This is a genomic window from Pseudovibrio sp. SCP20, assembly GCF_057774105.1.
Window position 1 is genome coordinate 665,111 of the sequence record NZ_JBYMDH010000002.1, and the last position, 25,501, is coordinate 690,611.

The 25,501-nt window shown below is 52.6% G+C and carries 23 protein-coding genes; 20 read left to right on the forward strand and 3 right to left on the reverse strand.

The features are described from left to right. Positions 1-151 precede the first annotated feature (151 nt). Entirely contained in the window at positions 152-1,156 is a 1,005-nt protein-coding gene (locus AC3CB2_RS11510) for a CorA family divalent cation transporter (protein WP_054784837.1), read from the forward strand. On the opposite strand, the gene AC3CB2_RS11515 is transcribed toward AC3CB2_RS11510, so the two are convergent. Then, positions 1,153-1,362, reverse strand: coding sequence for a DUF1674 domain-containing protein (locus tag AC3CB2_RS11515; protein ID WP_208608957.1), 210 nt, complete (start codon positions 1,360-1,362; stop codon positions 1,153-1,155). The two genes, AC3CB2_RS11510 and AC3CB2_RS11515, sit on opposite strands and share 4 nt — an antisense overlap. Positions 1,363-1,627: 265 nt before the next feature. Between AC3CB2_RS11515 and htpX the strand changes: the two genes are divergently transcribed. The 9 genes from htpX (at position 1,628) to AC3CB2_RS11560 (ending at position 13,393) form a co-directional block, all read left to right on the forward strand. Beyond that, a complete protein-coding gene (htpX, locus tag AC3CB2_RS11520; protein ID WP_352932116.1) occupies positions 1,628-2,653 on the forward strand; it encodes a zinc metalloprotease HtpX in 1,026 nt (341 codons plus the stop codon). 318 nt (positions 2,654-2,971) lie between these two features. After that, positions 2,972-4,420, forward strand: a complete 1,449-nt coding sequence (locus AC3CB2_RS11525) for an RsmB/NOP family class I SAM-dependent RNA methyltransferase (protein WP_352932114.1) — start codon at positions 2,972-2,974, stop codon at positions 4,418-4,420. 273 nt (positions 4,421-4,693) lie between these two features. Then, on the forward strand, positions 4,694-6,352 hold the full coding sequence (locus AC3CB2_RS11530; RefSeq protein WP_352932112.1) for a heparinase II/III family protein: 1,659 nt from the start codon (positions 4,694-4,696) through the stop codon (positions 6,350-6,352). Positions 6,353-6,517: 165 nt separating this feature from the next. Continuing rightward, positions 6,518-8,134, forward strand: coding sequence for a bifunctional phosphoribosylaminoimidazolecarboxamide formyltransferase/IMP cyclohydrolase (purH, locus tag AC3CB2_RS11535; RefSeq protein ID WP_352932110.1), 1,617 nt, complete (start codon positions 6,518-6,520; stop codon positions 8,132-8,134). Between the two features lie 169 nt (positions 8,135-8,303). Beyond that, positions 8,304-9,830, forward strand: coding sequence for an ArnT family glycosyltransferase (locus AC3CB2_RS11540; protein WP_352932109.1), 1,527 nt, complete (start codon positions 8,304-8,306; stop codon positions 9,828-9,830). A gap of 99 nt (positions 9,831-9,929) precedes the next feature. Continuing rightward, positions 9,930-10,397, forward strand: coding sequence for a GNAT family N-acetyltransferase (locus tag AC3CB2_RS11545; RefSeq protein ID WP_352932107.1), 468 nt, complete (start codon positions 9,930-9,932; stop codon positions 10,395-10,397). A 123-nt stretch (positions 10,398-10,520) separates the two neighbouring features. Next, on the forward strand, positions 10,521-11,255 hold the full coding sequence (locus tag AC3CB2_RS11550; protein WP_352932105.1) for a carbonic anhydrase: 735 nt from the start codon (positions 10,521-10,523) through the stop codon (positions 11,253-11,255). Positions 11,256-11,266: 11 nt separating this feature from the next. Next, the gene (locus AC3CB2_RS11555; RefSeq protein ID WP_008550120.1) at positions 11,267-11,719 is read left to right on the forward strand and encodes a GNAT family N-acetyltransferase; all 453 of its coding nucleotides are present in this window, start codon (positions 11,267-11,269) and stop codon (positions 11,717-11,719) included. 1,095 nt (positions 11,720-12,814) lie between these two features. Continuing rightward, positions 12,815-13,393 carry a hypothetical protein gene (locus tag AC3CB2_RS11560; RefSeq protein WP_352932103.1) on the forward strand — a complete coding sequence of 193 codons (579 nt, stop codon included), beginning with the start codon at positions 12,815-12,817 and terminating at the stop codon, positions 13,391-13,393. A 178-nt stretch (positions 13,394-13,571) separates the two neighbouring features. Here the strand turns inward: AC3CB2_RS11560 and AC3CB2_RS11565 are convergent, their stop codons facing one another. Then, positions 13,572-13,844 carry a hypothetical protein gene (locus AC3CB2_RS11565; protein WP_008550570.1) on the reverse strand — a complete coding sequence of 91 codons (273 nt, stop codon included), beginning with the start codon at positions 13,842-13,844 and terminating at the stop codon, positions 13,572-13,574. A gap of 507 nt (positions 13,845-14,351) precedes the next feature. Here AC3CB2_RS11565 and AC3CB2_RS11570 point away from each other — a divergent pair. Further along, positions 14,352-15,248, forward strand: coding sequence for a sce7726 family protein (locus tag AC3CB2_RS11570; RefSeq protein WP_352932100.1), 897 nt, complete (start codon positions 14,352-14,354; stop codon positions 15,246-15,248). Positions 15,249-15,251: 3 nt separating this feature from the next. Then, a complete protein-coding gene (locus AC3CB2_RS11575; RefSeq protein ID WP_352932098.1) occupies positions 15,252-16,205 on the forward strand; it encodes a sce7725 family protein in 954 nt (317 codons plus the stop codon). A 414-nt stretch (positions 16,206-16,619) separates the two neighbouring features. On the opposite strand, the gene acnA is transcribed toward AC3CB2_RS11575, so the two are convergent. Continuing rightward, complete coding sequence (gene acnA / locus AC3CB2_RS11580) at positions 16,620-19,295, reverse strand: aconitate hydratase AcnA (RefSeq protein WP_352932095.1); 2,676 nt, start codon at positions 19,293-19,295, stop codon at positions 16,620-16,622. A gap of 467 nt (positions 19,296-19,762) precedes the next feature. Between acnA and AC3CB2_RS11585 the strand changes: the two genes are divergently transcribed. The 8 genes from AC3CB2_RS11585 to AC3CB2_RS11620 all read left to right on the forward strand — a co-directional run bounded on the left by AC3CB2_RS11585 (position 19,763) and on the right by AC3CB2_RS11620 (position 25,444). Further along, positions 19,763-20,203, forward strand: a complete 441-nt coding sequence (locus tag AC3CB2_RS11585) for a cupin domain-containing protein (protein WP_008550446.1) — start codon at positions 19,763-19,765, stop codon at positions 20,201-20,203. Between the two features lie 150 nt (positions 20,204-20,353). Continuing rightward, entirely contained in the window at positions 20,354-21,058 is a 705-nt protein-coding gene (ccmA, locus tag AC3CB2_RS11590) for a heme ABC exporter ATP-binding protein CcmA (protein WP_083793269.1), read from the forward strand. Between the two features lie 11 nt (positions 21,059-21,069). Continuing rightward, positions 21,070-21,729, forward strand: a complete 660-nt coding sequence (ccmB, locus tag AC3CB2_RS11595) for a heme exporter protein CcmB (protein WP_037037391.1) — start codon at positions 21,070-21,072, stop codon at positions 21,727-21,729. A gap of 178 nt (positions 21,730-21,907) precedes the next feature. Further along, positions 21,908-22,687 (forward strand): heme ABC transporter permease, encoded by a 780-nt coding sequence (locus AC3CB2_RS11600; protein WP_008550314.1) that lies wholly within the window; start codon positions 21,908-21,910, stop codon positions 22,685-22,687. 5 nt (positions 22,688-22,692) lie between these two features. Then, positions 22,693-22,923: a heme exporter protein CcmD gene (ccmD, locus tag AC3CB2_RS11605; protein WP_008550536.1), complete on the forward strand. Its 231-nt coding sequence runs from the start codon at positions 22,693-22,695 to the stop codon at positions 22,921-22,923. Positions 22,924-22,928: 5 nt separating this feature from the next. Beyond that, a complete protein-coding gene (locus AC3CB2_RS11610) occupies positions 22,929-23,522 on the forward strand; it encodes a DsbE family thiol:disulfide interchange protein (protein WP_008550575.1) in 594 nt (197 codons plus the stop codon). Between the two features lie 122 nt (positions 23,523-23,644). Continuing rightward, positions 23,645-24,388, forward strand: a complete 744-nt coding sequence (locus tag AC3CB2_RS11615; protein WP_352932091.1) for a DUF1223 domain-containing protein — start codon at positions 23,645-23,647, stop codon at positions 24,386-24,388. Positions 24,389-24,556: 168 nt separating this feature from the next. Further along, positions 24,557-25,444, forward strand: a complete 888-nt coding sequence (locus AC3CB2_RS11620) for a cation diffusion facilitator family transporter (protein WP_008550623.1) — start codon at positions 24,557-24,559, stop codon at positions 25,442-25,444. The last annotated feature ends 57 nt before the right edge of the window (positions 25,445-25,501 follow it).

The window sequence follows — 25,501 nt, forward strand, 5'->3', positions numbered from 1 at the left end:
TAGTGTTTTTTGGTAAATTGGCTGTTAACCAATTTACTGTGCGCTAAGCTGAATAGGTGTTTCTTCTGGGGTTTGTCATCTGATTTTTTAGAAGTGTGGGTTTTGATGTGCTGGCTGAGTTAGGATCGAACTTGGGCCGGGATTTGTCGAAATGGCGCAAACCACAGAAAACATTGAAGCAAGCCACATCCATCTGGATTCTTCGTTTGTTGTTGTTTTCTCCAAATCCAAAGGCATGCGCAGATTCACACTAGCAGAGCTACGTGACTATGAGCTGGAGCCCGATGAATTTTATTGGGCTTATCTGCAACGGGTTGCCGCTCAGAACAGAGAGTTTCTCGAAGAGGCGGGGTTAGAGCACAGCGATATTGATGAGCTGCTTGCGCGAGAGGTGCGTCCGCATTGTCATGTGCGTTCGAAAGGGGTGTTTATTGCGATCAACTCCTTCAATGAACTGCCCAGCCAGGAAAGCGGCGATATGGAATATGCCCATGTTTGGGTTGATGAGCGTAGGATCATCTGTGTCTGGCATGAGCCGCTGGAGGTGTTTCGTAGTCTGGTTGAAAGCTTCAACAAGCGCGTACCACCTGAAAGCACTGCGGAGTTCTGGGCGCGATTGGTTCTGGCAATTGCTGAGCGTGCAGAAGACATGGTTGAGGAGCTTCAAGATCGGATAGATCATCTGGAAGATGTGGTTTTGGAAACCGGCGATCATCCCTGGGAGAGTGAGCTGGCCCGGGTGAGGCGGTTCGCAACAATCGTTCGCCGCAGCATGCTGGCGTTTCTGGATACCATTCGAAACTTTGAAATTGAGAATTTCAGCTGGGTTAATCGCGTCAACAAACGGCGTGTGCGTGAAGCTGGGGATCGTGCTCTTCGAATTGCAGAAGAGATGGATGCTATCCGCGAGCGTGCTGAAATCGTTCACGATCAGATTATGTTCAAACGCTCTGAGACAACCAATCGCTCTATGTTGATGATGGCGGCGATTGCTGTTGTGTTCCTGCCGCTCAGCTTCATAACGGGTTTGCTGGGCATTAACGTTGCGGGCATTCCCGGAAGCCATGACCCTGTTGCATTTACAGTGGTCACGGCGCTGCTGGTTCTAATCGGACTGGTTCTGTTTATGATCGTCCGATGGTTTAAGATGTTTTAGAAATCGCTTGTGATGCCTTTGACTTCCCAGTCGCTGTAGCGGGCAGGGTCCAGGCCTCCGCGGCCATTGAGTTCTTTTGGCATTGCTTCTTGTGCGGCATCGATTTCAGCGCGGCGTTCTTCAGCTTCTTTCAGAGCGCGCTGTGCTGCCGGGGGCAGGTCTTCGAACCGGCGTTTTTTGGGTGCTTCTTCGACCTGTTCAGACATATCAACTTCTTGTGCTTTGAAGTTTTCGACGGCTGATTTGTTCTCTTTTTCCATTTCAATCCCCGTTGGCTGATGCTGCTTATCGCTTCTGTAAGCTTGCGTTTGCCATTTGGAGCTACCACTTAAGCAGGTAGTGGTAGTTTCACAATGATCGCGTAGGCTTAGATATAGGCGCGAGAGCCTGTGTTTTGCAATGGGCACTGCGTTCATTGATAGACGACTGCCGAAATTGGCGAATTAGAGAACAGACTGGAGCGTTGAAACCATGAACTATGTACGGACCGGCATGCTGCTTGCGGCGATGACCGCTTTGTTTATGGGTATTGGCTTCATGATTGGCGGCCAAACCGGCATGCTGATTGCGCTACTGATCGCCGGTGGCATGAATATCTTCTCCTACTGGAATTCGGATCGCATGGTTTTGGCCATGCACCATGCGCAGGAGGTGGATGAACGTCAGGCACCAGAGCTTTATGGTATGGTTCGTACCATGGCGGCACGTGCTGAATTGCCGATGCCGAAGGTTTATGTGATCAACAACCCGCAGCCAAATGCGTTTGCAACAGGCCGAAACCCTGAAAATGCAGCGGTGGCCGCGACGACTGGTTTGCTCAATAGCCTGACAAAAGAAGAAGTGGCTGGCGTGATGGCGCACGAGCTGGCGCACGTGAAAAACCGTGACACGCTGATTATGACGATCACAGCGACGATTGCTGGTGCGATCTCCATGCTGGCAAACTTTGCGTTCTTCTTTGGCGGAAACCGTAATAACCCGCTTGGTCTGATTGGCTCGATCCTGATGATGTTCCTGGCGCCGATGGCGGCTGCTTTGGTTCAGATGGCGATTTCCAGAACACGTGAGTATGCGGCTGACCGAATGGGTGCGCAGATCTGTGGTAACCCGCTGTGGCTCGCTTCTGCGCTGCATAAAATTGCAGGTGGTGCGGCACGTGTGGTGAATGAGGATGCAGAACATAACCCGGCAACGGCGCATATGTTCATCATCAACCCACTCTCCGGCCAGAACATGGACAACCTGTTCTCCACTCACCCGAATACGGATAACCGTATTGCCGCGCTTCGTGAGATGGCCTCAGAGGGTGGTTTTTCTGAAATGCGAAGTTCTGGTGGCGGTCATTTTGGTGTTCGTGAAACATCCAATGTGCAGCCGCAGCGTGATGCCCGCCGCCCAAGCGGTCCATGGGGTTCTGCTGGTAACACCGGACAGCGCCGTAGTGGTGAGCGACCTGGCCGCGATGAACCTCGCAAGCCTAAAGGGCCTTGGGGTTAAGCCAGAAGGCTAAAAAGCAAGAGAAAACTGCGAATGCGGGGCGTCTTCCGCATTTGCTTTGTTGATTGTGCCGTGTTTACCTGAATAACTATTCGAGCTTCCCAAATTGTCTTTGCAATATTAAAGGTTCTGTGGTTAGCCGAGCGGGATTTGACAGTTCTCCTATGGTGACAATTGGCAGTAATCCGCCAAAACTTCTAGTGGAACCAGATGGTCCACTCCGGTTTCTGACAGAAGCCTTTCACGCAAGAATGCATCTTTACAAGAATAGCTGGCGCCGAGGATCTGGCGACACATTCTGGAATACATGGATCAACGATGAGCGCAGAGCGTAAGAACACATCCTCTCAGGGCAAAAACTCCAAGTTCAAGGGGAGAAAGCGTTCTGGAGCACCGAAGACTCCAAAAGGTAATAACCAAGCTTCTGAAGCGGATAACGTAGAGGGCACTTTCAAAGATCCCGGTTATGCAGCTCGTAAGGCAGCGACGGACCTTTTGGGTAAAGTGCTCAGCAAGCGTATGCCGCTGGACGGTGAGCTTGATCTGAATAATGGCCATCCTGGCTACAAGCGTCTTGAGCCGAATGATCGGGCACTGGTTCGTGCGATTATCGGTACTGCGCTGCGCCGTCGTGGTCAGATACAGGATGTGATTGATCGCTTCCTTGATCGCCCAATCCCTGAGAAAACTGGCCGTGTTCTCGACATTCTGCACGTTGCTATGGCGCAGCTGTTCTTTATGTCAGTGCCTGATCATGCGGCTGTGTCTCTCGCAGTGACGCTAGCAGGTCGTGATGGACGTGCGAAACCATACAAGAACCTCGTCAATGCGGTTCTGCGCCGGGCAACACGTGAAGGTGCTGCTATTATTGCAGAGCAGGATGCTGAGAAGCTGAATGCGCCTGAGTGGATGTTTGCGCGTTGGTGCGAAGTTTACGGTGAAGAGGCCGCGCGCGCGATGTCCGCTGCGCATATGACTGAGCCGTATCTGGACTTGACTGTCCCTGCTGATCGTGAAGCGTGGGCTGAGAAGCTGGGCGGTGAAGTGCAGCTTGGTTATTCCGTACGTCTTCAGCCAGATGGACCAATTGAAAAGCTGGAGGGCTTTGATGACGGTAAATGGTGGGTTCAGGATGCTGCGGCAGCTGTTCCTGCGCGTTTGCTGGGCGACATCAAAGGCAAAGTGGTTGCTGATCTGTGTGCGGCTCCGGGTGGTAAAACCATGCAGCTGGCAGCAGCTGGTGCAGATGTTAACGCTGTCGACATCTCAGCGCGTCGTTTGCAGCGCCTGACACAGAATCTAAAGCGTGTTGGTTTGGAAGCAGAGACTGAAGTCTCTGATCTTCGTGAATTTGTACCGATTGATCTGTTTGATGCGATCCTTCTTGATGCGCCGTGTTCTGCGACCGGAACCATTCGCCGGCACCCTGATGTGGCTTGGCTAAAGCGTGAAGACGATGTGCTCAAGCTGGCTGATCTGCAGTACGAATTGCTCGAAAAAGCACTGGGTTGGCTGAAACCGGGCGGCACGCTGGTTTACTGTACTTGTTCGCTGGAACAGGAAGAGGGTGAGCTGCAGATTCAACGCTTGCTGCTGGAGCATCCAGAGGTGCAGCGCGTTCCTGTGACAGCAGAAGAACTCGGCGGCGTTGCCGAGGCGATCAACTCCCAAGGTGACTTCCGTGCGATGCCGGGCCAGAACCCATCTTCTGACAAAACATCCGGTGGACTGGACGGCTTCTTCGCTGCTCGTTTGCGCCTCTCGTAAAAAGAGGTGGTGGAATGTCACTAAGGATTTGCGCAAATTGAGCATGGTTAACGAGATTTAAAGAGCTTGGGCGCAAACCATTTATTAAGTTTGGTTTAGAGCGTGCGGTTGCAAAACGCATTTATAGATCACGCTCTAAATCTTTGTTTTTACGCGTTTCCTTATTTGAAGGCCTTTGGTTTTCAGGAATACGCTATAGCGGAGAGCTGAAGGGGTATGACGGGCGCAACGGTGTCCGAAAGGCTCAGAATCCTTAGCCTTTTGACACAAAACATGGCTCAAAACAGCCTGAACTGGGCACGCGGGGGATCAATGTTCCGCATGTTCTCGTTCGGGAGTGCGCCATCGCGTCTTCTTATTGCTCCTCAGGACCTTCGTACTGCAGACGCTACCAATGCTGCTGATATCTATGCCGGACGCTTCCTGTTTGCAGGGCATCTGGTTGAAGTTGGCGGTCAATCTCCGTTTGATGTTGAGCCTCCGAATCTGCAATGGGCGAAAGCCCTGCATGGATTTTCGTGGCTCCGTCATTTGCGTGCTGCGGAAACCAACATGGCACAGCAAAATGCCCGTGCTTTGGTTGAAGACTGGATCAAGACCTGTGGTCGCTGGCATGACATCGGCTGGAAGCAGGAAGTTGTTGCTCGCCGTGTTCTGAGCTGGATGGCGCAATCTCCATTGTTGTTGACCGGCTGTGAGGCTGATTTCTATCGTGCCTTCATGCGTTCGCTGTTCCGTCAGGTTCGTTTCCTTCGCCGGACCATGAACAAGGCCCCGGATGGGCTGCCGCGTTTGACCGTTGCTATGGCAAATGCGTGTGCAACTGTTTCCATGGACGGGCAGGGGCGCCACATCAAGCAGGCGTTGAAGCGGCTTGATCAGGAGCTGAAACGCCAGATTCTTCCGGATGGTGGGCATATCTCCCGGCATCCGGGTGCCATCATCGAGATTCTCGTTGATCTATTGCCGATCCGCCAGGCACTTGTGATGCAAGGGCAAACAGTGTCTCCGGTGATGATGGAATCCATCGACCGTATGATGCCGATGATCCGCTTCTTCCGTCATGGTGATGGTTCCTTCGCCCACTTCAACGGCATGGCTTCCACGCCGGGTGATGTGGTTGCAACGATCCTCGCTTATGATGATGCTCGTGGAACGCCTCCTGTAAGTGCGCCTCATTCTGGCTATCAACGCCTGACTGGCGGTGACAGTCTGGTGGTGATGGATGTTGGTGCTCCGCCACCGACACGCTTTTCTAACAGCACACATGCTGGTTGTTTGTCTTTCGAGTTCTCCTCAAAGCGCAACCGTATTGTGGTGAACTGCGGGGTCTCTACGCGTGAGCAGGTTGCGTGGAAGATGGTGGCACGTTCGACCGCTGCTCATTCCACTGCCGGCATTGGTGATGCTTCCTCGTGCCGTTTCCTGACATCATCTCGCTTCGACAAGGTGCTGGGAAATCCGGTTCTGTCCGGCCCGAAAGATGTTTCTGCTGAGCGACAGGACACTGATCTTTCTGACCGTGTGATTGCGAGCCATGATGGATATGTGGATCGCTACGGGATTATTCACGAACGTGATCTGACGCTTTCACGCGATGGCACGGTTCTGGACGGTATTGATCGCTTCAAACCAACATCTGACAAGGCCGAAGAAGAGGTGGTGACCACTCGGTTCCATCTTCATCCGCAGGTCACTTGCACCATGTTGCCGATGGGCGATGCTGCTGTTTTGCAATGTGCTGATGGTGAGGCGTGGGAGTTTACAGCTGAAGGGCTGGAGTTCTCCGTTGAAGAATCAATCTATCTGTCTGACGTGTTTGGCCATCGTCAGACGCAGCAGATCGTGATTACGCTTGGTGTGAAAGAAGCGCAGAGCGTGACATGGATGTTGAGAAAGACAGCATCTGCGAAGGGACGGCGGAAGACCTAACGTCATTTATTCCCATGCCCTTTAGGGGATGTAAACTGCTCCTAAAGGTTACCCGTCAAACCCGCCTTACACCCTATTAAATGGGTTCCCACGGCTGTGAATAAGTGTTATTTGGCGGGCGTCAAACCCTTCTATTTCCTCTTTCAGAGAATAAGGCTTTTACCCATGGCCGTTGTCTCCAAAGGCGTTCCGATACCTGAACTCGTATCGGTTAAGCGCGCGCTTCTTTCTGTCTCCGATAAAACCGGTCTTGTTGAATTTGCAAAAGCTCTCTCCGAACGTGGGGTTGAGCTGATCTCAACAGGCGGAACTCGCAAAACCATCGCTGAGGCTGGCCTTCCAGTTAAAGATATTTCTGAGGTTACTGGTTTTCCTGAAATCATGGATGGCCGCGTTAAGACGCTGCATCCTATGGTTCATGGTGGCCTGCTGAGCATTCGTGATGATGCTGAGCACGTTGCTGCGATGGACGAGCATGGCATCACCGGTATCGACCTTCTTTGTGTGAACCTATACCCATTTGAAGACACTGTTGCTTCTGGTGCTGATTATGCAAACGGTGTCGAGAACATCGACATTGGCGGCCCGGCGATGACCCGTGCGGCAGCGAAGAACCATGCTTATGTGACCACTATTGTTGATCCAGCTGACTATGCTGCTGTGATTGTAGCGATGGATACGCATAACGGTCAGTCTCCAATTGCTCTTCGTAAGAAGCTGGCGCAGAAGGCATTTGCCCGCACCGCTGCTTATGACGCTGCCGTTTCCAACTGGATGGCAGAGCAGATTGATGAAGCTGCTCCTGATTATCGCGCGATTGGTGGCAAGCTGAACGAAGTGATGCGTTATGGTGAGAACCCGCATCAGGCAGCAGGCTTCTATGTAACCGGTGAGCAGCGCCCAGGTGTTGCGACTGCTCGCCAGATACAGGGTAAGCAACTTTCTTACAACAACATCAATGATACGGATGCCGCGTTTGAGCTGGTTTCCGAGTTTGATCCTGCGCGTACAGCAGCTGTCGCTATCATCAAGCATGCGAACCCATGCGGTGTTGCTGAAGCGCCTACGCTGAAAGAAGCTTATGAGAAGGCTCTGGCTTGCGATCCGGTTTCTGCGTTTGGTGGCATTGTCGCGCTGAACGGAACTCTGGATGCGGATGCTGCGGCTGAGATCACCAAGATCTTCACCGAGGTGATTATCGCTCCTGATGCGACAGAAGAAGCGATTGCGCTGATTGCCAAGAAGAAGAACCTGCGTCTGCTTCTGACCGGTGGTCTTTCTGATCCACGCGCAAAGGGTCTTTATGTGAAGACTGTTTCCGGTGGCTTGCTGGTGCAGGATCGTGACAGCGGTGTTGTTGATGATCTGGATCTGAAGGTGGTGACCAAGCGTGCGCCATCTGAGCAGGAGCTGGCTGATCTTAAAATGGCCTTCCGTGTTGGCAAGCATGTGAAGTCCAATGCGATCGTTTACGTGAAAGACGGTGCTACAGTTGGTATCGGCGCAGGGCAGATGAGCCGCGTGGACAGCGCTCGCATTGCAGCGCGCAAAGCTGAGGATGCTGCTGAGGCTGCTGGCCTTGCTGAGCCTCTCACCAAAGGCTGTGTGGTTGCATCTGATGCGTTCTTCCCATTCGCTGATGGTCTTCTGTCTGCAGCTGAAGCTGGTGCAACGGCTGTCATTCAGCCGGGTGGTTCCATGCGTGATGATGAAGTGATCAAAGCAGCGGATGAAGCTGGTCTGGCAATGGTCGTCACCGGAATGCGTCACTTCCGCCACTAACAGGCGACATAATCTAATTGTTCTGAGCCTTCGCAGGTAATGCTTGCGAGGGCTTTTTTATTGGCTGGTTGGTTTTAATGAATGCCGAAAGGCAATTCTTAGTTGTGTTGGTTATGGTGGAGGGAAAGAAAACAAGGCGCTCAAGCGTCGCTAACTGCGCATGGTGCAGATGCTGCAAGATCAGGGTTTCCTTCCAAAAATTCAACGTGCCATTGCTTCTGATAGTTGGGCGGAGTTCATTACGGACTATTTTGTCTGGCTCCTTGCTGGCTATTTCATTGCTCAGACACTCGTTCGGTACATTGCTTCGCCTGTCTTGGGCTTGGATGAAGCGGAGCAGATTATTGCGGCGCAGAGTTTTCAGCTTGGGTACGGGCCGCAGCCGCCGCTTTATACGTGGTTGACGATTATTTTCTTCTCGGTGTTTGGCAAAGGGCTATTTGCGACGGCGTTGCTGAAGAACTCCCTGTTGTTCCTTGGATATTTGGGTGTTTGGCTGACTGCCCGGAAAGTCTCGGATAAGACTTTGGCGGCGATTGGGACGGCGGCGTTGTTGTTTTTGCCGCAGATCTCCTGGGAGTCGCAGCGGGCTTTGAGCCATTCAGTTTTGATGTTCGCTTGTTCAGCGTGGACCGTTTATCTTTTCATCTCCTGCATTCAAAAGCCGAGCTGGTGGCGGGCTGTTGTGTTTGGGGTGGTGATCGCGGCTGGGGCGCTTTCCAAATACAATTACCTTTTCTTATTTGCAGCTTTGATTGCGGCGGGGTTTTGCATTGAGCAGGGGCGGCGCTTTCTTTGCTCCAAGTACATCGCTGTTTCTGCTGGTGTTGCCTTGGTCCTTTTGGTTCCGCCAGTATTTTGGATGTTTGATAATCAGGATCTAATATATGCGCGGGTTCATAAGTTCGGGATTGATAAGGTTGAGCGGCATTTTCTGACTGGGTTCTTTTCTCTCATCAATGCAGCGCTTCAGTTCGTCATTGTTGCTGTGGTTCTCTTCTTCTGTGCATGGGCGACGAGCTTTTACTGGAAGGATGAGGAGCAGCATGATCAGTATGTGAATGAGCCTCTTCGTAAACTGCTGACGCTTGTGGTGGTGTTTGGGCTTATCATTGCTGCGATCTCTGTGATTGCCAGTGGGGCGACCAATGTGAAGGACAGGTGGCTTCAACCGATCCTGTTCCTGGCACCGCTTGTCGCTTCGCTATGGCTGTTTGCTGAAGTTTCCATGCGACAGGCCAAGATTGTGCTTGGAACAGCCTGTATTCTAGCTGTGGTCATCGTTGTGCTCATTCCTTTCAACTTTGCTTATGGCAGCTTCAAGAAGCCGAGTGCTCATTCGCTGCCGTCGCAGGCTATTGTTGATACGCTGGCGCAGTATGGTGTGCGTAGTGTGCTTACGACCTCGCACAGTATTGCCGGTAATATCGGGGATCTGAAACCGAACTGGGCGGTGACTATTCCTGAGTACTCCGGCATCGATATCAACTATGCCTATCCTGTTGCGGTGCTTTGGAAGGGGCATACGAAGGCTGTGCCGGACAATATGAAGGCGCTTTATGAGAAGCTGAAAGGGAAACCACTTCCTTCCAGTGAGATCCATAAGGAAGCAGCGCCTTATCATCGCTGGTCCAAGTATCCGTTCGATTATAGCTTCATCATTGTGGAGGGGAGTGATCAGGCCTCCCTGAAGTGATGCCTTTTTGCGTTCAGGTTCTCCCAGTTTTGAGAATGGGTAGGCTCTCCCAAAATTGCTAGGCTCTGGCTGGCGATTTGAGATCAGGGAGATTGGTCCGTGATATTCGATGAGATTACCGTTGAGCCTGCCCGAGAAGCAGATGCCCATCGCTTGGGGGAACTTGTCTTTGCGATGGAGAGTGAGCTTTGGCCTGATGATGAGCTGGATGTAAGGGAGTTCCGCAGCACAGCGGAGGATATCCTGACTGATGATGGCTCTCGCTACTGGGCATATCTGGCCAGATCCCAAGGGGAGCTGCTGGGGTTGATCACTCTGGCGGAGAAAAAGGCCATTTATGCTGGTGGGCGTTTTGGTGAGATCGTTGAATTCTATGTTGTGCCCTCTGGCAGGTGTGCTGGTGTTGGCAAGTGCCTGTTGCAGCATGCGGTGTTGAAGGGGCAGGAGATGGACTGGCCTTACTTAGAAGTGGGAGCGCCGCATCAGCCGGCCTGGAAGACCACTCTGAGTTTTTATCTTAATAACGAATTCAGAGAAATTGGGCCGCGGCTGGAAAGAGAAATTTAGGTGCGATTGCGAGTTCTTTTCGTTTAGGGCTGTTTCCCTCAATTCAACAACACAATGTCCAGAATGGGCTTTTAGGCTGGCGGCAACTTTTGTTTGTTTGGCCAGGAGAAGCCTATGTGTTGGATGTGTAATGAAAAAGCGGGTCTGGTTGGATCACCGGAGCGTCGCAAATTCCTGAAAACGGCAGGTGTGTTTGGTGCTGCCCTGGCAACGGGTGGTGTTGGTGCCGTTTCTTCTGCCGGAGCGCAGGAGCCGCCTATTCCTAAAAACGAGATTGGCGGTGATGATGCGCTTAAGCGTCTGATGGATGGTAACAAGCGCTACGTTGAAGGGAATATCTCTCCCGCTGATTTCCAAAGCACACGTGCTGCATTGGCCGCTGGGCAGAACCCGTTTGCGGCGATCCTTGGTTGTGCGGATTCCCGTGTGGCGCCGGAACTGGCGTTTGATACGGGCCGCGGGGATCTCTTCGTTGTGCGTGTAGCCGGTAATGTTGTGACGCCGGAAGGGCTTGCCAGCCTTGAATTCTGTGTTGATGTGCTGGGCGCGCAGCTGATTATGGTGCTGGGCCACGAGAAGTGTGGTGCGGTGAAAGCGGCGATTTCCTCCGTGCAGAGTGGCAACCAGTTCCCCGGACATATCCAGACGCTTGTTGAGCTTCTTCGGCCTCCTGTGCAGCAGGCGCAGGCGGAGAAGGGGGATATCCTCGTCAATGCGATCAAGGCGAATGTGCAGTGGGGGACGACCGCTCTGCAGCAGGCATCACCTATATTGGACAAGCACTTCAAGGCGGGAACGCTGAAGGTTGTTGGCGGGGTGTATGACCTTGATACGGGCAAGGTAACGCTGGTGACATAAGAGGATCGCAGATGGTTGTTCCCATAGTCAGGGTATCTGAAGCAAAGGATCTTCCGGCTTTGCTGGAGCTTGAGGCTCATTATATGGCGGAGCTGGAACCGCAGAACTTTGAGCGGTGGAAGGCATGTGAGGCCGTGCATCGCAAGCGGATGGAAGAGGTTCTGGCGCGTACTTTTGCTGCTGAAATGGCCGATGAGATCAGAGGCTATTGCTATTGGGGGCTCCAGAACGATGGTGCTCATATCTTCAACGTGTATGTGCATCCGGATTTTCGCCGCTACGGTTTGGCGAAGTATCTGCTTGAACGTACGGAAGAGGATATCCGGAAAAAGGGCTTCAGCCATTGGACGTTCAATCCCATCAGGACGCATCCGGCGAAGGTGTTCATTGAGCAGCTTGGCTATAAGCTTTTGCGCGAGGATGCGGACCGGCTTCACATGATGAAGGGGAAAGCGGCGGCGTAAATTACGCCTCATCCCGTTCTGCAAGCAGCTTTAGCACCGCTGGAAATTTCCGGCGGTGTTTTCACGTGAAACTCCCGGTACGGGGAGGGCAAGGCGAGCAGGCGGTGCCTGCGCTATTTATTGGTTACGAGTCTTCGGCATCGGCTGGTCGCCTTGCCCGGGCATTTTGGTATGGCCAACATCGCCTCTTATCCTGAAAGACACGATAGCCGGTTTCCCGGAAGGACAATGGCTGTATCTGAGCAAGTTTCCTTGCTCTGATAGGTCCGTTGCCCCTGACATTTATCTCTCTGACCGACAAATGCCACTGCGTGATGCCCTTCAGGCTTGGGCCCTTCCTCTCAGGCCATGCAGTCACGCCTGAAAATCGGTGCCACCGGACCTCTGCAAGATGCGTTACCCCTTGCAAAAGCCCCACCCAGCCCACGACACGCCGACGGACGGCCCGCCAGCTGCCCGTTACGTGGGCATGGGATTAGTATGGGGCCATCTTTAGCTAGAGGGGATAAGTTTTTCCCGCAGCCCCACCATGCTCCCCTCAGCTGCTTGGAAATCGTTGGGGCGATTGAGTGGTTGCCTTTGATGCCATTCGACCGGGTGCTGCGTGTAGTGAGATAGCTATGTCCGTGAACGGTTGCCTTTGGTGTCCTTCCGCCAACAGCTGTGTGAAGGTGCAGGTGATTGTTTCAGCGAACGTTTCCCCTCGGTGTCATCCCGGTCCCCGAACCGGGATCCACGGAAGGTTGCGACATGTGGTGAGGGTGGAAGGAAGATCCGAGGGACTGGTGGTTATGGGTCCCGGGTCTTCGCCCGGGATGACACCGGAGGGATGGCTCGGGATGGCGCAGGAGGGTTGGTCTGGGAGATTGCCAGAGAGGTTGCCCAGGATGACACCGGGGAGACCGCCAGAAAGGCTGCCCAGGAGACCACCAGAAGGACCGTCGGGGAGAATGCTGCGGGCTTTGCGGATAAGAGGGGGTGGGTTTTGCAACGGTCAAGTGATGGGTTGCGTGCTGGGTGTATGACTGGGGCTTGCGGAATGCAGTGGTGAGGTGCCGGGATGTGTACCCTCCAGATTACAGAGAGGTGTTTTCGTTGAAACTTTCGTATCTGACCCTCAGCCTTCTCGGGGGCGCTTTTATGGTTGCCAGTGGTGCGCAGGCGCAGGGAACCATCACCCATTACCAGAGTGAGGGAAACCTTGAGGTGACCCATAATGTGGGCTGTGTGGCGCGGGAAGAGACCAAGACGAGCTACACACCGGCAGACCTTTATCAATCCATCTTTGCCTGCATCGAGAAAGAGCAGTACCAAACGGCAGTTGATCTATATGTGATGGCGTTTGCGCGTGGGTATTTTGATATGCTGCGGGTGAAGGACAAGAGCGCGCATCAGGCAATCTCCGTTCTGCGACTGGTGACTTTTCAGAAGCTGAGCAAGGAACAGAGCGAAGCCTTTGGCAAAGCGCTGGAGGCCTACAGCAAGGATGGCATCAGCGGCGCTTGCAGTTTCTTGCAAGCCTCAGGCGCGCCGGACTATTACCCCAAATATATGGTGGCCCATGGCATGGGTGGGTTTAAGAAAGAGGGTGGCAACGGGCTGGTGACACCGTTTGACGCCAATGATGCATGGCAGGTTTCCCTCGCCAAAACAGGTATCTGCTCTGCCAAGTAGGTGCTGGCCTGCGGGGGATGGTATGTTCCGCAGACCAGCATGGCGCCGTGGCGAGGGTGCGGGGTGTAGCTGCGTTCTCGCTTCCGGCACCGGAGCGGATGGCGTACTGCCAAATGCTCAGGGGCCAGCACGGCTCCACGCGGGCAGGTTCCCTTGCTGTGTGGAGCGCTGGGCGGGCTTAATCAGGAAGCGGAACGTTTATATTTACTGGCTGCGGATGAGCGACCCGCTCTAAAGTTCCGCAGCTTTTTTGTAGTGCTTCCAGTCGGTCGCGGAAGGCATGATGCAAAGTGAACAAAGCATCGCGCTCGCTGCTGTGCTGCAGTCTCTCAGTCAGCAGTAAGTGCTGGATGTAGCTGAGATTTTGCAGGTCTGAGACAGCGATGATGACTTCGTCTATTTCGTTTTGGAAAGTGTTTGTGGTGCCACAGGCACATGCGGAGTCGGTCATTCTCAATCCCTCTGCTTACAGGGTGTTGAACAACCGCTGGACAGCACGGCTTTCTAGGGCCAGCTGGCGAGCGGGAGGCTAGAAACCTGCAAGCAGACAGGCGAGTTTATTCCCTCCCGAAGGAGGTATTGTATTCACCGCCCTCCCGCTCATAGCAAAGGGTTTGCGCGCTACCTATAAAGCAGGCACAAAAAATCCGCTAGTCGATCGGGAGCGGTAACCGCTACTTGAAGGAGGTTTCTAGGCCTCACGTATGAATGTGGAATGAAAACCTGAGGTTGTCAAATTGTCGGTTTTGACGAGGGTGTGGATGTGTATCAGTTGAACATTATAGTTTCTGGGTAATCTGGCATCATCGTATGCTATAGCTACTTGCTAAATTTTGGTATTTGTTGGTGAAGTAAGGTCAAATCACCGATTAGTTAAAATCATAGGCTGTGAAATGCAAAACGCGCCTATTAAGGTGTATGCATTGCAAGACCTGCTTTGGTGTTCACGTGGGACAACATGAAACCTGCATTATCAGAAAACGGTAATCTAAACATCTGCGGAAGTTTTTTTTCTGCGCGCGTGTTGAATGAGTTGTCTCGCCGAGGACGTTCCACGACGCTTATGCAGCTTGCCCAAGAGAGTGGATTACTTTCCGCTACTAATAAGCAAGAATCTGTAGGACAGCTTTTTCAATCCGCTTTTGACGTCATCAAAAAGATACAGTATCGCACTGAGTACACATACAAAGCTGCAATAACACAAAAGATTTTGCTGGGAACTCACTCACTCAATACTGCTTCGATGCTTAGTGAGTTTCGCATACACGACAGGAAAGCAGACTTAATTATTCTAAACGGCACAGGAACTGTTTATGAAATCAAGTCTGAAAGGGATAGCTTATCTCGGCTAAATGATCAAATAGATCGCTATAGAACTGTATTTAGTAACGTGTGTGTTGTTGCTGGTGATAATCATGTGTCTCAGGTCGAAAAACTAGTTCCTGATACTGTAGGTATTATGCGTTTATCAAAGCGGTATACTCTGCAAGTGGTTAGAAAAGCGACGGAAGATCATTCGAGATTAGATGCACTGGCAATTTTCAATGCTTTGAGTACTCGAGAGGCGCAACTCGTGCTGGATGATCTTGGAATAGAGTATCCCAATGTACCCAATACAATAAGACGTCAGGAATTTGCTAAAATTTTTTCATGTATTCCTCCGGTTGAGCTTTATAAATTTTCATTGATTACTTTGAGGAAGGTGAGAAATTTAAGTAAAATAAAGTGTTTAATTGATGAAATACCTGAATCATTGCATAATGCAGTTCTTACCTCGGACCTGCGTAAGCGAGATTATGAGCGTTTCTTGGGTTCGATTTCTACTCCTCTCGAGGAGGCATTTAGATGGGTTTGAGAAATGTATTTTCCCTATTTCAGAGGCAAGCGATTTGAACTTCTGGCGATAAGAGATACTGCCGGGGTAATTGCTCAACATAACTTTGTGCCGATTATTGAACCTGTTAAAGAGCAGTTAGATGATCTGGAGCGTGCGCTAGAAGCTATTTGTGAGGTTGGTGCGCAGTCAATTTTGATATTTAATCCGCAAAATGGAGAATTAGTCGGTAGAGCCAGCAGTGTAGTAAACTTATGGAATGAAAGCTTTTCAGAAACTGAGAATGTTGTTCCGGGTTTGATTTTGACAGAAAACATGTCGATTGAGGAAATCGTAGTTTTTTGCAATGCACATAGAGATCACAATGTTGCATTAATCCATCAGGGGTTTTCGTCTGGTAGAGAACTCGCTGAAGCGTTGGCCAGAGTAAATAACATACAGGCGCACGTTTTTATTGCGGAGTATTCTGGTCGACTTTACCGAGATCACTTCGAGAGGCACCCTCAACGAGTATTGATTGATGATGGCTTTGTTCGCCGGGTAAATCGTGATCATCCTGATGACGAGTTCTTTTCAGATTTGATCCAAACTCATGCGAGGGACGGTTTGCAGGGATTTGGAGATTTTTTGACTGTCGGTGATGAGTATTCACAGTCAGGTGGCCCAGCTTTTACGGTAGCGATCCACTTAAGCTATATCAATGAGAATCGAGATGGATCAATTTTCATCCGTCACTTTTTATCTGATAGCAGATTAACCGCAGATGACACCCCCGGGAAATTTCGAGAAGCAATGGTTCATTTGATTGAGTTTCTAGACTCAGATCGAAGCATGATTGAAGAAACCAGTGCAGTTAGAGAGTTAAGAGATTTGAACGACCGGAACCATTACCCGGGTCTTGGTGCGCTTAAAAGACTCTCTCTAACCCATCACATTGAAACTATTTCTCTTTCAGATCGGCAGTTAGTTGAAGGCTAGTTTGATCTGCTAAATAGCAAGATTTTTCTCAGATTCTTGTTATCTAGTAATCTTCGATGTTGATACGGTTATCCCTGCCTCCGCCGTCTTCCCGCACTTGATGCGGGATCCAGTGGGGTGGTGGCTCAGGGCTGAGTGGGTTGTTCTGGGTCCCGGCTCGGGGGCCGGGATGACGGTGTGGGGGTGGCTTAGGTTTGGGCATGTGGCTCTGGGTCCCGTATCGCGCTTTGCTTGGGTGGGATGATGCCGAGGGGAGCTGCTCTAGGCTTGGAATAACCGTGGGGTGTTGTGCTGGCTTGGGATGGAACTGGTGAGGTTGGTGGGCTCTGAAGGTGGAGTTGCCAAAGAAAAACGGGCCTTGGAGGGCCCGTTTTGTAGTTGTGGGGGACTGAACAGTCTGCTTGTTGAGGTGTCTTAGCCGGAGACTAAGTTTCTCAGGACGTAGTGCAGGATGCCGCCGGCTTTGATGTATTCGAGTTCGTCCTCGGTATCGATGCGGCAGAGGGCTTCGATGGTTTTGGTTTCGCCATTGGCGAACTCGACCTGAATGTCGACCATCTGGCGGGGCTTGAGGTCTGCCACGCCTTTGATGGTGACCTTTTCCGTTCCATCGATGCCGTGGGACTGCCAGCTTTCTCCATCCTTAAACGTGAAGGGCAGGACGCCCATGCCGACGAGGTTGGAGCGGTGGATACGCTCGAAGCTTTGAGCGATCACCGCGCGCACACCGAGCAGTTTGGTGCCTTTTGCCGCCCAGTCGCGGGAGGAGCCGGTGCCGTATTCCTTGCCTGCAAACACCACAAGCGGGGTGCCAGCGGCCTTGTATTCCATGCAGGCGTCGTAGATCCAGCGTTGCTCGCCGTCTTTGGTGGTGTAGCCACCTTCCACGCCCGGCACCATCTGGTTTTTGATGCGGATGTTGCCGAAGGTGCCGCGCATCATGACTTCGTGGTTGCCACGGCGGGAGCCGTAGGAGTTGAAGTCTTTGCGCTCAACGCCGTGGGAGGTCAGGTACTGGCCTGCCGGACTGTCTGCCTTGATCGCTCCTGCTGGGGAGATGTGGTCCGTCGTGATGGAATCCAGGAACAGACCCATGACGGCCGCGCCCTCGATATCGGTGAGGGGTGTTGGCTCCATGGTCATGCCTTCAAAGTAAGGCGGGTTCTGCACGTAGGTGGACGCTGGTGGCCAACCATAGGTCATGCCGCCTTCCACCTTGATGTTCTGCCAGTGCTCGTCACCCTTGAACACATCGCCGTAGCGCTCTTCAAACATCTCTTCCGTGATGGAGGAGCGGATGAGGTCGGTGATCTCTTCCGTGGTTGGCCACAAGTCCTTCAGGTAGACGGGATTGCCGTCCTGATCCTTGCCGAGCGGGTCTTTGGCCACGTTGATGTTGAGCGAGCCTGCGATGGCATACGCGACAACCAGTGGCGGGGAGGCCAGATAGTTGGCGCGCACATCCGGGTTCACGCGGCCCTCGAAGTTGCGGTTGCCGGAAAGGACGGAGCAGGCCACGAGGTCATTGTCACTGATGGACTTGGAGATTTCGGGCGGCAGCGGGCCTGAGTTACCAATACAGGTGGTGCAGCCGTAGCCGGTGAGGTTGAAGCCGAGGGCGTCGAGATCTGCCTGAACGCCAGCTTTTTCCAGATAGTCCGTCACCACCTGAGAGCCGGGTGCCAGTGAGGTCTTCACCCATGGCTTCACATGCAGGCCTTTGGCGCGGGCCTTGCGGGCCACCAAGCCTGCACCGATGAGCACGGACGGGTTGGAGGTGTTGGTGCACGAGGTGATCGCGGCGATGACGACATCACCGTTGCCAAGGTCATGGTCGCGGCCTTCCACCGGTGCGCGGCGCGTTTCTTCGCCTGCCTTCTTGAACTCCTCTGCCATGGTTTTGGCAAAACCTTCCGCCGCATCAGCAAGGGAGATACGATCCTGCGGGCGCTTTGGTCCGGCGATGGATGGCACAACGGTGGAGATGTCCAGCTCCAGCGTGTCGGTGAAGGTTGGTTCCGTGTGGGTGTCGCGGTACATGCCCTGCGCCTTGGAATAGGCTTCCACTAGAGCGATGCGGTCTTTGTCGCGGCCTGTTGCGTTCAGATAGCGGAGCGTGTCGTCATCCACCGGGAAGAAGCCACAGGTGGCGCCGTATTCTGGTGCCATGTTGGCGATGGTGGCGGCGTCTTCCAGAGACATGTTGTCGAGGCCGGGGCCGTAGAATTCCACGAATTTGCCGACAACGCCTTTCTTGCGCAGCATCTCAACCACGGTGAGTACAAGGTCGGTGGCGGTGATGCCATCCTGCAGCTCGCCAGTGAGTTTGAAGCCGATGACTTCCGGGATCAGCATGGAGATCGGCTGGCCGAGCATGGCCGCTTCCGCCTCAATGCCGCCTACACCCCAGCCAAGCACGGCAAGACCGTTGACCATGGTGGTGTGGCTGTCAGTGCCGACGAGTGTATCCGGATAAGCGATGGTTTCGCCGTCTTCTTCCTTCGTCCAGACGGTCTGGGCGAGGTACTCAAGGTTCACCTGGTGGCAGATGCCGGTGCCTGGAGGCACAGCGCGGAAGTTATCAAACGCGGACTGGCCCCAGCGCAGGAACTCGTAGCGCTCATTATTGCGCTCATACTCGCGTTCCACGTTGAGGGCGAAGGCGGAGGTGGTGCCGAAATAGTCGACCATCACGGAGTGGTCGATGACGAGATCAACGGGAACCAGCGGATTCACCTTTTTCGGATCACCGCCGAGGCTGACAGCAGCATCGCGCATGGCAGCAAGGTCAACAACAGCAGGCACGCCGGTGAAGTCCTGCATGAGAACACGGGCAGGGCGGTAGGCGATTTCGTGGGTGGAGGTGCGGGTGGTCAGCCATTCAGCCACAGCCTTGATGTCATCCGCAGTCACCGTGCGGCCATCTTCAAAGCGCAGCAGGTTCTCCAGAACGACTTTCAATGAGAATGGAAGCTTGGAGACGCCAGTCAGGCCGTTCTTTTCTGCTTCAGGAATGGAAAAATAAGTGTAGGTCTTGCCGCCGACTTGCAGCGTTTGCTTGGCCTTAAAACTGTCTAGAGATTGTGTCATTCGGCGATCTCCTTATTTCGTTTCCCGCTCAGAACCGGAAACTAAGCTTTGAACTGACGAACCTCTCCAGTTCCTCCCGGAGTTTTGTGGCTCGCCGTCATGGCGTTGGCTTGATCATTTAACAAATGCATTAAAAGCGCTTCTTGAAATTCAATCAGCTTATAGTTGTCGACCCTATAGCGTCTTTCTGACGCAGGTTCCAGCTGAACCGCAGCGGAAGGCTAATAATTTACCATAGGTGAGGTTAGGCCGGAGTAGGGTGCCCGATCAAGCGGGATGGGGTTTGTATGAATCATATTATATACAGATGTATACAATATGTCCATTCTATGTTTCTGGCCCTGTGTGGTTTTAAAGGCTCGGAAGGGGATCGCTGTTAGGATGCGTTTGCTTCGCACGAGAATAACTGCCGGGTATGGCGTAAAAGTGCGCAGAGAACAGCTGAAAACAACAGGAAGGCGATTCCTATGAAATCTGCAGTTTTGGTTGGTACGTGTTGTCTGGTTCTGGGGGGATTTGCGGCTGGTGCGCTGGCTCAGGACAACGGAAATGCATATTCTGACGTTGAGGTTCTGCTTGATAAGAGCGAAACGACGATCACGAAGCAGCCGTTGGTTTACCCCGAAGGACGGCAGGCGCAGGTGACCTCTCTGGTCATTACGCTGGCACCGGGTGAGGCTGTTAAAGAGCATATGCACCCTATTCCTCTTTACGGATATATACTTGATGGTGAGCTGACGATCACCTATGAGAAAGAGGCTCCTCTGACCTTCAAAAAGGGCGAGGCGTTTATTGAGGCCGTCAACACCTGGCACTTCGGCAAGAATACCGGAACGGTGCCAACGCGAATCCTAGCTGTGTTTATGGGAGCAAAGGATTTGCCGAATGTGATACGGCCTCCTGAATAAAGTGGTTTGCGCAAAGACGGGATCATGCAAACTGCTTTAATTCTTTGTTGGAGCGTATCTTATCCGGAAATCGGATCCACTTTTCGGGATACGCCGTCAGTTTGGTAAGCAGTGAGAGCTGCTGTAGTGGTTTCGGGCGCGATGAACCAATTGAAGTTAGTCTGCCAGGGCGTTGCATGTGATCGTGGTGGCCGCAGAGTATTGAACCACGTCGACTTTGAAGTTGGCTCCAGTGAAGCTCTGATTGTGCAAGGTCCCAACGGTGTCGGTAAATCCAGTCTGCTGCGCGTGATCGCCGGACTGGTGGCAAAAGCGCATGGTTCGCTTGAGCTGGAAGGTGGCATGGCTGAGCGCTCTGTTGCCGAACATTCCCATTACTTTGGGCACCTTGATGCGTTGAAGCCGCTGCAGACCGTGCTGGAGAACCTCAGCTTTTGGCGTAACTTCTTTGAGCCTGCCGACTTTGGCGATGGCAAAGTGCGTGAGAGCATGAGCGAGATGGAAGCGCTAGAGACCCTAGGTATCGCGCATACGGCCAGCTTGCCTGCTGGTTATCTCAGTGCTGGGCAACGCCGCCGCCTTTCCGTGGCGCGTCTACTGGTGGTTCCACGCCCAATCTGGTTGCTTGATGAGCCAACTTCCGCCCTTGATAAGGCTTCTGAAGAAGTGTTGCTTGGTCTGATTGCGGACCACATCAACGCTGGCGGTGTTGTGATTGCCGCGACCCACCTGCCTCTGAACCTGCCAAACACCAAGTTCCTCAACCTGTCGCCGGTGACGACAGAGAGCGAGCATATGTTTGCGGGTGAGGATCTGGACGACTATTTCGACGAAGACGAGCAGGACGAGGGCTGATCATGAACTGGATGAAGTGTCTTTTTGTCCGCGAATATCAACTGGCGAACCGTGTTGGCGGTGGCGCGTTGATTGGCGTTCTGTTCTTTCTGGCTGTTGTGACGATCTTTCCGTTTGGTGTTGGCCCGGACATGATCCTGCTGTCACGCATTGGTGCTGCAATCCTCTGGATTGGTGCTTTGCTAGCGACGCTGTTGGGGCTTGATCGTCTGTTTCAGGCTGACCGTGAAGATGGCTCCCTTGAGCTGCTGGTGATGTCAGGCCGTTCGCTGGAGCTGGTTGTGCTAATCAAGTGTGCGGCGCACTGGGCGGCGACAGGTCTACCGCTGGTGTTGGCTACACCGGTTCTTTCTTTGTTTGTGGGTCTCGACTTCCAGAGCATTGTTCTGGTGACGCTGACCCTGCTGGTTGGCGCGCCTGCATTGACGCTTGTTGGTGCGGTGGGTGCTGGTGTTACTGTTTCCATGCGGCGGGGTGGGGTGCTGCTCTCCATTCTGGTTATTCCGCTGGCAATTCCAATTCTGATCTTTGGTGTGAGTGCCGCGACAGCGGGAGCGATCGACTCCAATAACTTCCTTGTTCCGTTCCTGTTTTTGTGTGCTCTGACACTTTTTGGTCTTGTTGTTGGACCTCTTGCAGCAGCTGCAGCGCTTCGCGTTTCAGGCGACTGATGGATGCGGCTATATGGCCGCTGAAATTCCCTGAAGCGTTAAGTCTATGTAAAATCGTCTAAAATGGGTGAATTCCCGAAGAAGTGAAGTGTCAAATTGCGCGTAATCAATGACCTTGATAGGTCCGTGACACTATGTACACATTGATGCTTCGTCATTCTCAGTTTAGAACGGCTCTATGACCTTATACGATCTTGCAAACCCAACCCGGTTCCTGAAGCTTGTGAAAGTTCTGCTTCCATGGCTTATCGTTGCGACGGTCGCTGCACTTGCAGTTGGCTTGTACTTCGCGTTTTTTGTTGCGCCTGAAGATTACCAGCAAGGCCAGACAGTGCGCATTATGTTCGTGCACGTGCCTGCTGCCCAGCTTGCATTGATGTGTTATGCGATGATGGCTTTGTCTTCGATTGGCTCTCTGGTCTGGAAGCACCCGCTGGCTGATGTTTCGGCCAAAGCTTCCGCTCCAATCGGTGCTGCGTTTACCTTCCTGGCGCTGTTTTCCGGTGCGATCTGGGGTAAGCCAATGTGGGGTACTTTCTGGGTCTGGGACGCAAGACTGACCTCCTTCCTGGTGTTGTTCATCATGTACCTGGGCATTATTGCATTGTGGAAGGCGATTGAAGATCCTATCAAGGCTGCAAAAGTGAACGCGATTATCACGCTGGTTGGTGTGATCAACGTGGTCATTATCAAGTTTTCCGTTGAATGGTGGAACACGCTGCACCAGCCGCCGAGCATTATCCGCAGCGGTGGTCCTGCTATTCACTCTTCCATTCTTATTCCGCTTGGTTTGATGGCTCTGGCCTTTGTGCTTCTGTTTGTAACTTTGCATCTGATGAGCATGCGTAACGAGATTATGCGCCGCCGGATCAGAGCAATGCGGATGCGTGCAGCTTCTGTTGCACCGGCTGCATCCAGCAGCACAGTGACTAAAGCAGCTCCAGCAGGTGCGAGGTAAGGATCATGGACTTTTCAGAGTTTGGTCGTCACGCTGAATATGTGATTGCTGCCTATGCAATGGCTGCACTGGTCATCGGCATCCTGATTGTTTGGGTGCGTATGGACAAAACCCAACTGGAAAAAGAGATGCAGGCACTGGAAGCAAGTGGCATTCGTCGCCGTTCTTCCCGCCGTCCTGGTCCTTCCGTCAGTCAGGTGGTTTCCTCTTCAGCAGACGATAAGAGTGAGAGCTAACAGGAATGAGTAGTGAAATAGACGAGGAGAAGAAGTCAGGCATTTCTCCGCTTTTTCTTCTTCCGCTGATTGTTTTTGGTGCTCTTGCGGTTTTGATGGGGTTCATGATGCTCTCTGGTCATGACTCCAAGGAGCTGCCATCTGCCCTGATTGATAAGCCTGCACCTGAGTTTGATCTGCCGCCCGTAAATGGGTTGGAGCGTGACGGCAAGCAGGTTCCTGGGTTCAAGCGTAGTGATCTGCTTGGTCAGGTGACCGTTGTGAACATCTTCGCATCCTGGTGCGCGCCTTGCCGTGCTGAACACAAATACTTGATGGATCTGGCCAAGGATGATCGATATGAGATCGCTGGTCTGAACTACAAGGACACGGACGTGAAGGCGAACCGGTTCCTCGCAGAGCTTGGAAACCCTTACGACCGCGTTGGGTTCGACACTGGCCGCGCAGGCATTGAATGGGGCGTTTACGGGGTTCCTGAGACCTTTATCGTCGATGAGAAGGCTCAGATCCGCTATAAATTTGTTGGTCCACTGAGTGAGGCCAGCTATCGGGACGTCTTCCTGCCAGAGCTTGAAAAAGTGCTGAATGAATCCAAATAATACCAGCGCCCCTGATTCCTTGGGTTTTCAGGGGCTCACTGGGATGTGATTCTACAGTTATCTGGTTATTGTTTAGGTTAGCGCTGCATCAGCGATGACTTAAACAATTGCGAAGGGCCGAAATGCGGTGGTTTTCTTTAAATAGATTGACGGGTGTTGTTCTCGCAGCAGGGCTGGGTCTTGCGACTTCACTCTCTGCTCAGGCACAAACTCCAAAGGCCGTGGTTGAGTTGTTCACCAGCCAGGGCTGTTCGTCATGTCCACCTGCAGACCAATTTCTGGAAGAGCTTGTCTCTGATCAGAAAGACGTTGTGACGCTTTCCTATCACGTTGATTACTGGGATTACTTCGGCTGGAAGGACACGCTTGGTTCGCCTGTGTTCACCCAACGCCAGAAGGATTATGCCAAGAGCCGCGGTGATGCGCAGATCTATACGCCTCAGGTTGTCGTGAATGGCCGTGGGCATATGGTTGGTAGTGACCGTCGCTCCGTCAAAAATGCTATCCGCAAGTCCTCCGGTATGACCGTACAGGTAGAAGCGATGCTGGATGACAGTGCGCTCGAAGTTCAGCTCTCTGGCTCCCTGAAAGAGCCGGGCAATAAGGCGGACGTTTATCTTCTTGGTATCGATAAGGAAGCTGTGGTTGAGATCCAGCGCGGTGAAAACGCTGGTACAACACAGACCTATAAGAACGTTGTGCGTAGCATTATGCCGATTGGTATGTGGTCTGGTGCAGCTGAAGTGTTCCGGCTGCCACGCACTGCGCTGAAGATGTTCGACTCCAAGAACTGGGCTGTTCTGGTTCAGACGAACTCTGGCGAAATGCCGGGTGAAATCATCGGTGCCGCTTTTTACGACAAGTAGAAATAGCTGATATTCTGCAAGTGATTTTCATTTGCAAACATTGCGTGCAAATAAGCATAAAAACTGGCTATTTGAGCGCGTTCCATTGTTTAATATGCCACTGAAACCTGATAGAGGACGATAACTTTCTAAGCAGTCGTCGAGTTTGAATTAGGGTGGATGTGGCACATGGACCAGAGCATGCGCTTTGCGCTGGGCAGCATCGTCATTGGCATATTGGTATTTGCGCTCAAATACTTTGCCTTTGTGATGACAGGGTCCATTGCGTTCTATTCCGACGCCCTTGAAACCTCCATCAATATCGCGAGTGCTTCTGCTGCTGCCGGTGCTTTGTATCTGGCGCGCAAACCTGCTGACCAGAACCACCCTTACGGTCACTACAAAGCAGAATATTTTGCTGCTGTTCTGGAAGGGGTTCTGATTGTTCTGGCGGCAATCCTCATTCTGCGCAAAGCCTACATGGGTTTGACTGAGCCGTATGAGCTGGATGTGAACATTCAGGGTATTGGCTTGAACCTGCTGTCTTCCGTGATCAACTGCGTCTGGGCGATTGCTCTGATGCGGATTGGAAAGGCGCATCGCTCTCCGGCTTTGCAGGCGGATGCGCGACACATCATGACCGATGTCTATACATCTCTTGGCGTGTTGGTTGGTATCGCGGCTGTGTGGGTGACCGGCTGGCAGATGTTTGACCCGATCCTTGCTGGTATCGTTGCGGTCAACATCATGTGGTCTGGCTGGAAGCTGGTGCGTGAATCTGTCGGCGGTTTGATGGATGAGGCTGCTCCGGAAGAGGAGCAGGAAGAAATCCGCGCACTGATCTCCAAGTTTGGTGATGGTGCGCTGGAAGCTCATGACCTGCGGACGCGCCATGCGGGCCACGTGACTTTCATTGATTTTCATCTGGTGGTGCCAGGTGAAATGAGTGTTCTGGATGCCCATGCGATTTGCGATCGCATTGAGGAAGGCATCGCAGAAAAGATGCCTGGTGCACGTGTGACGATCCACGTGGAACCGGAAAATCATGCCAAGCATTCAGGAATTGTGGTTTTATAGGCACTTACAGAGCTTGAAACCTGACCTGCGTAGTTTTACGGTGTCACCTTAATTCCT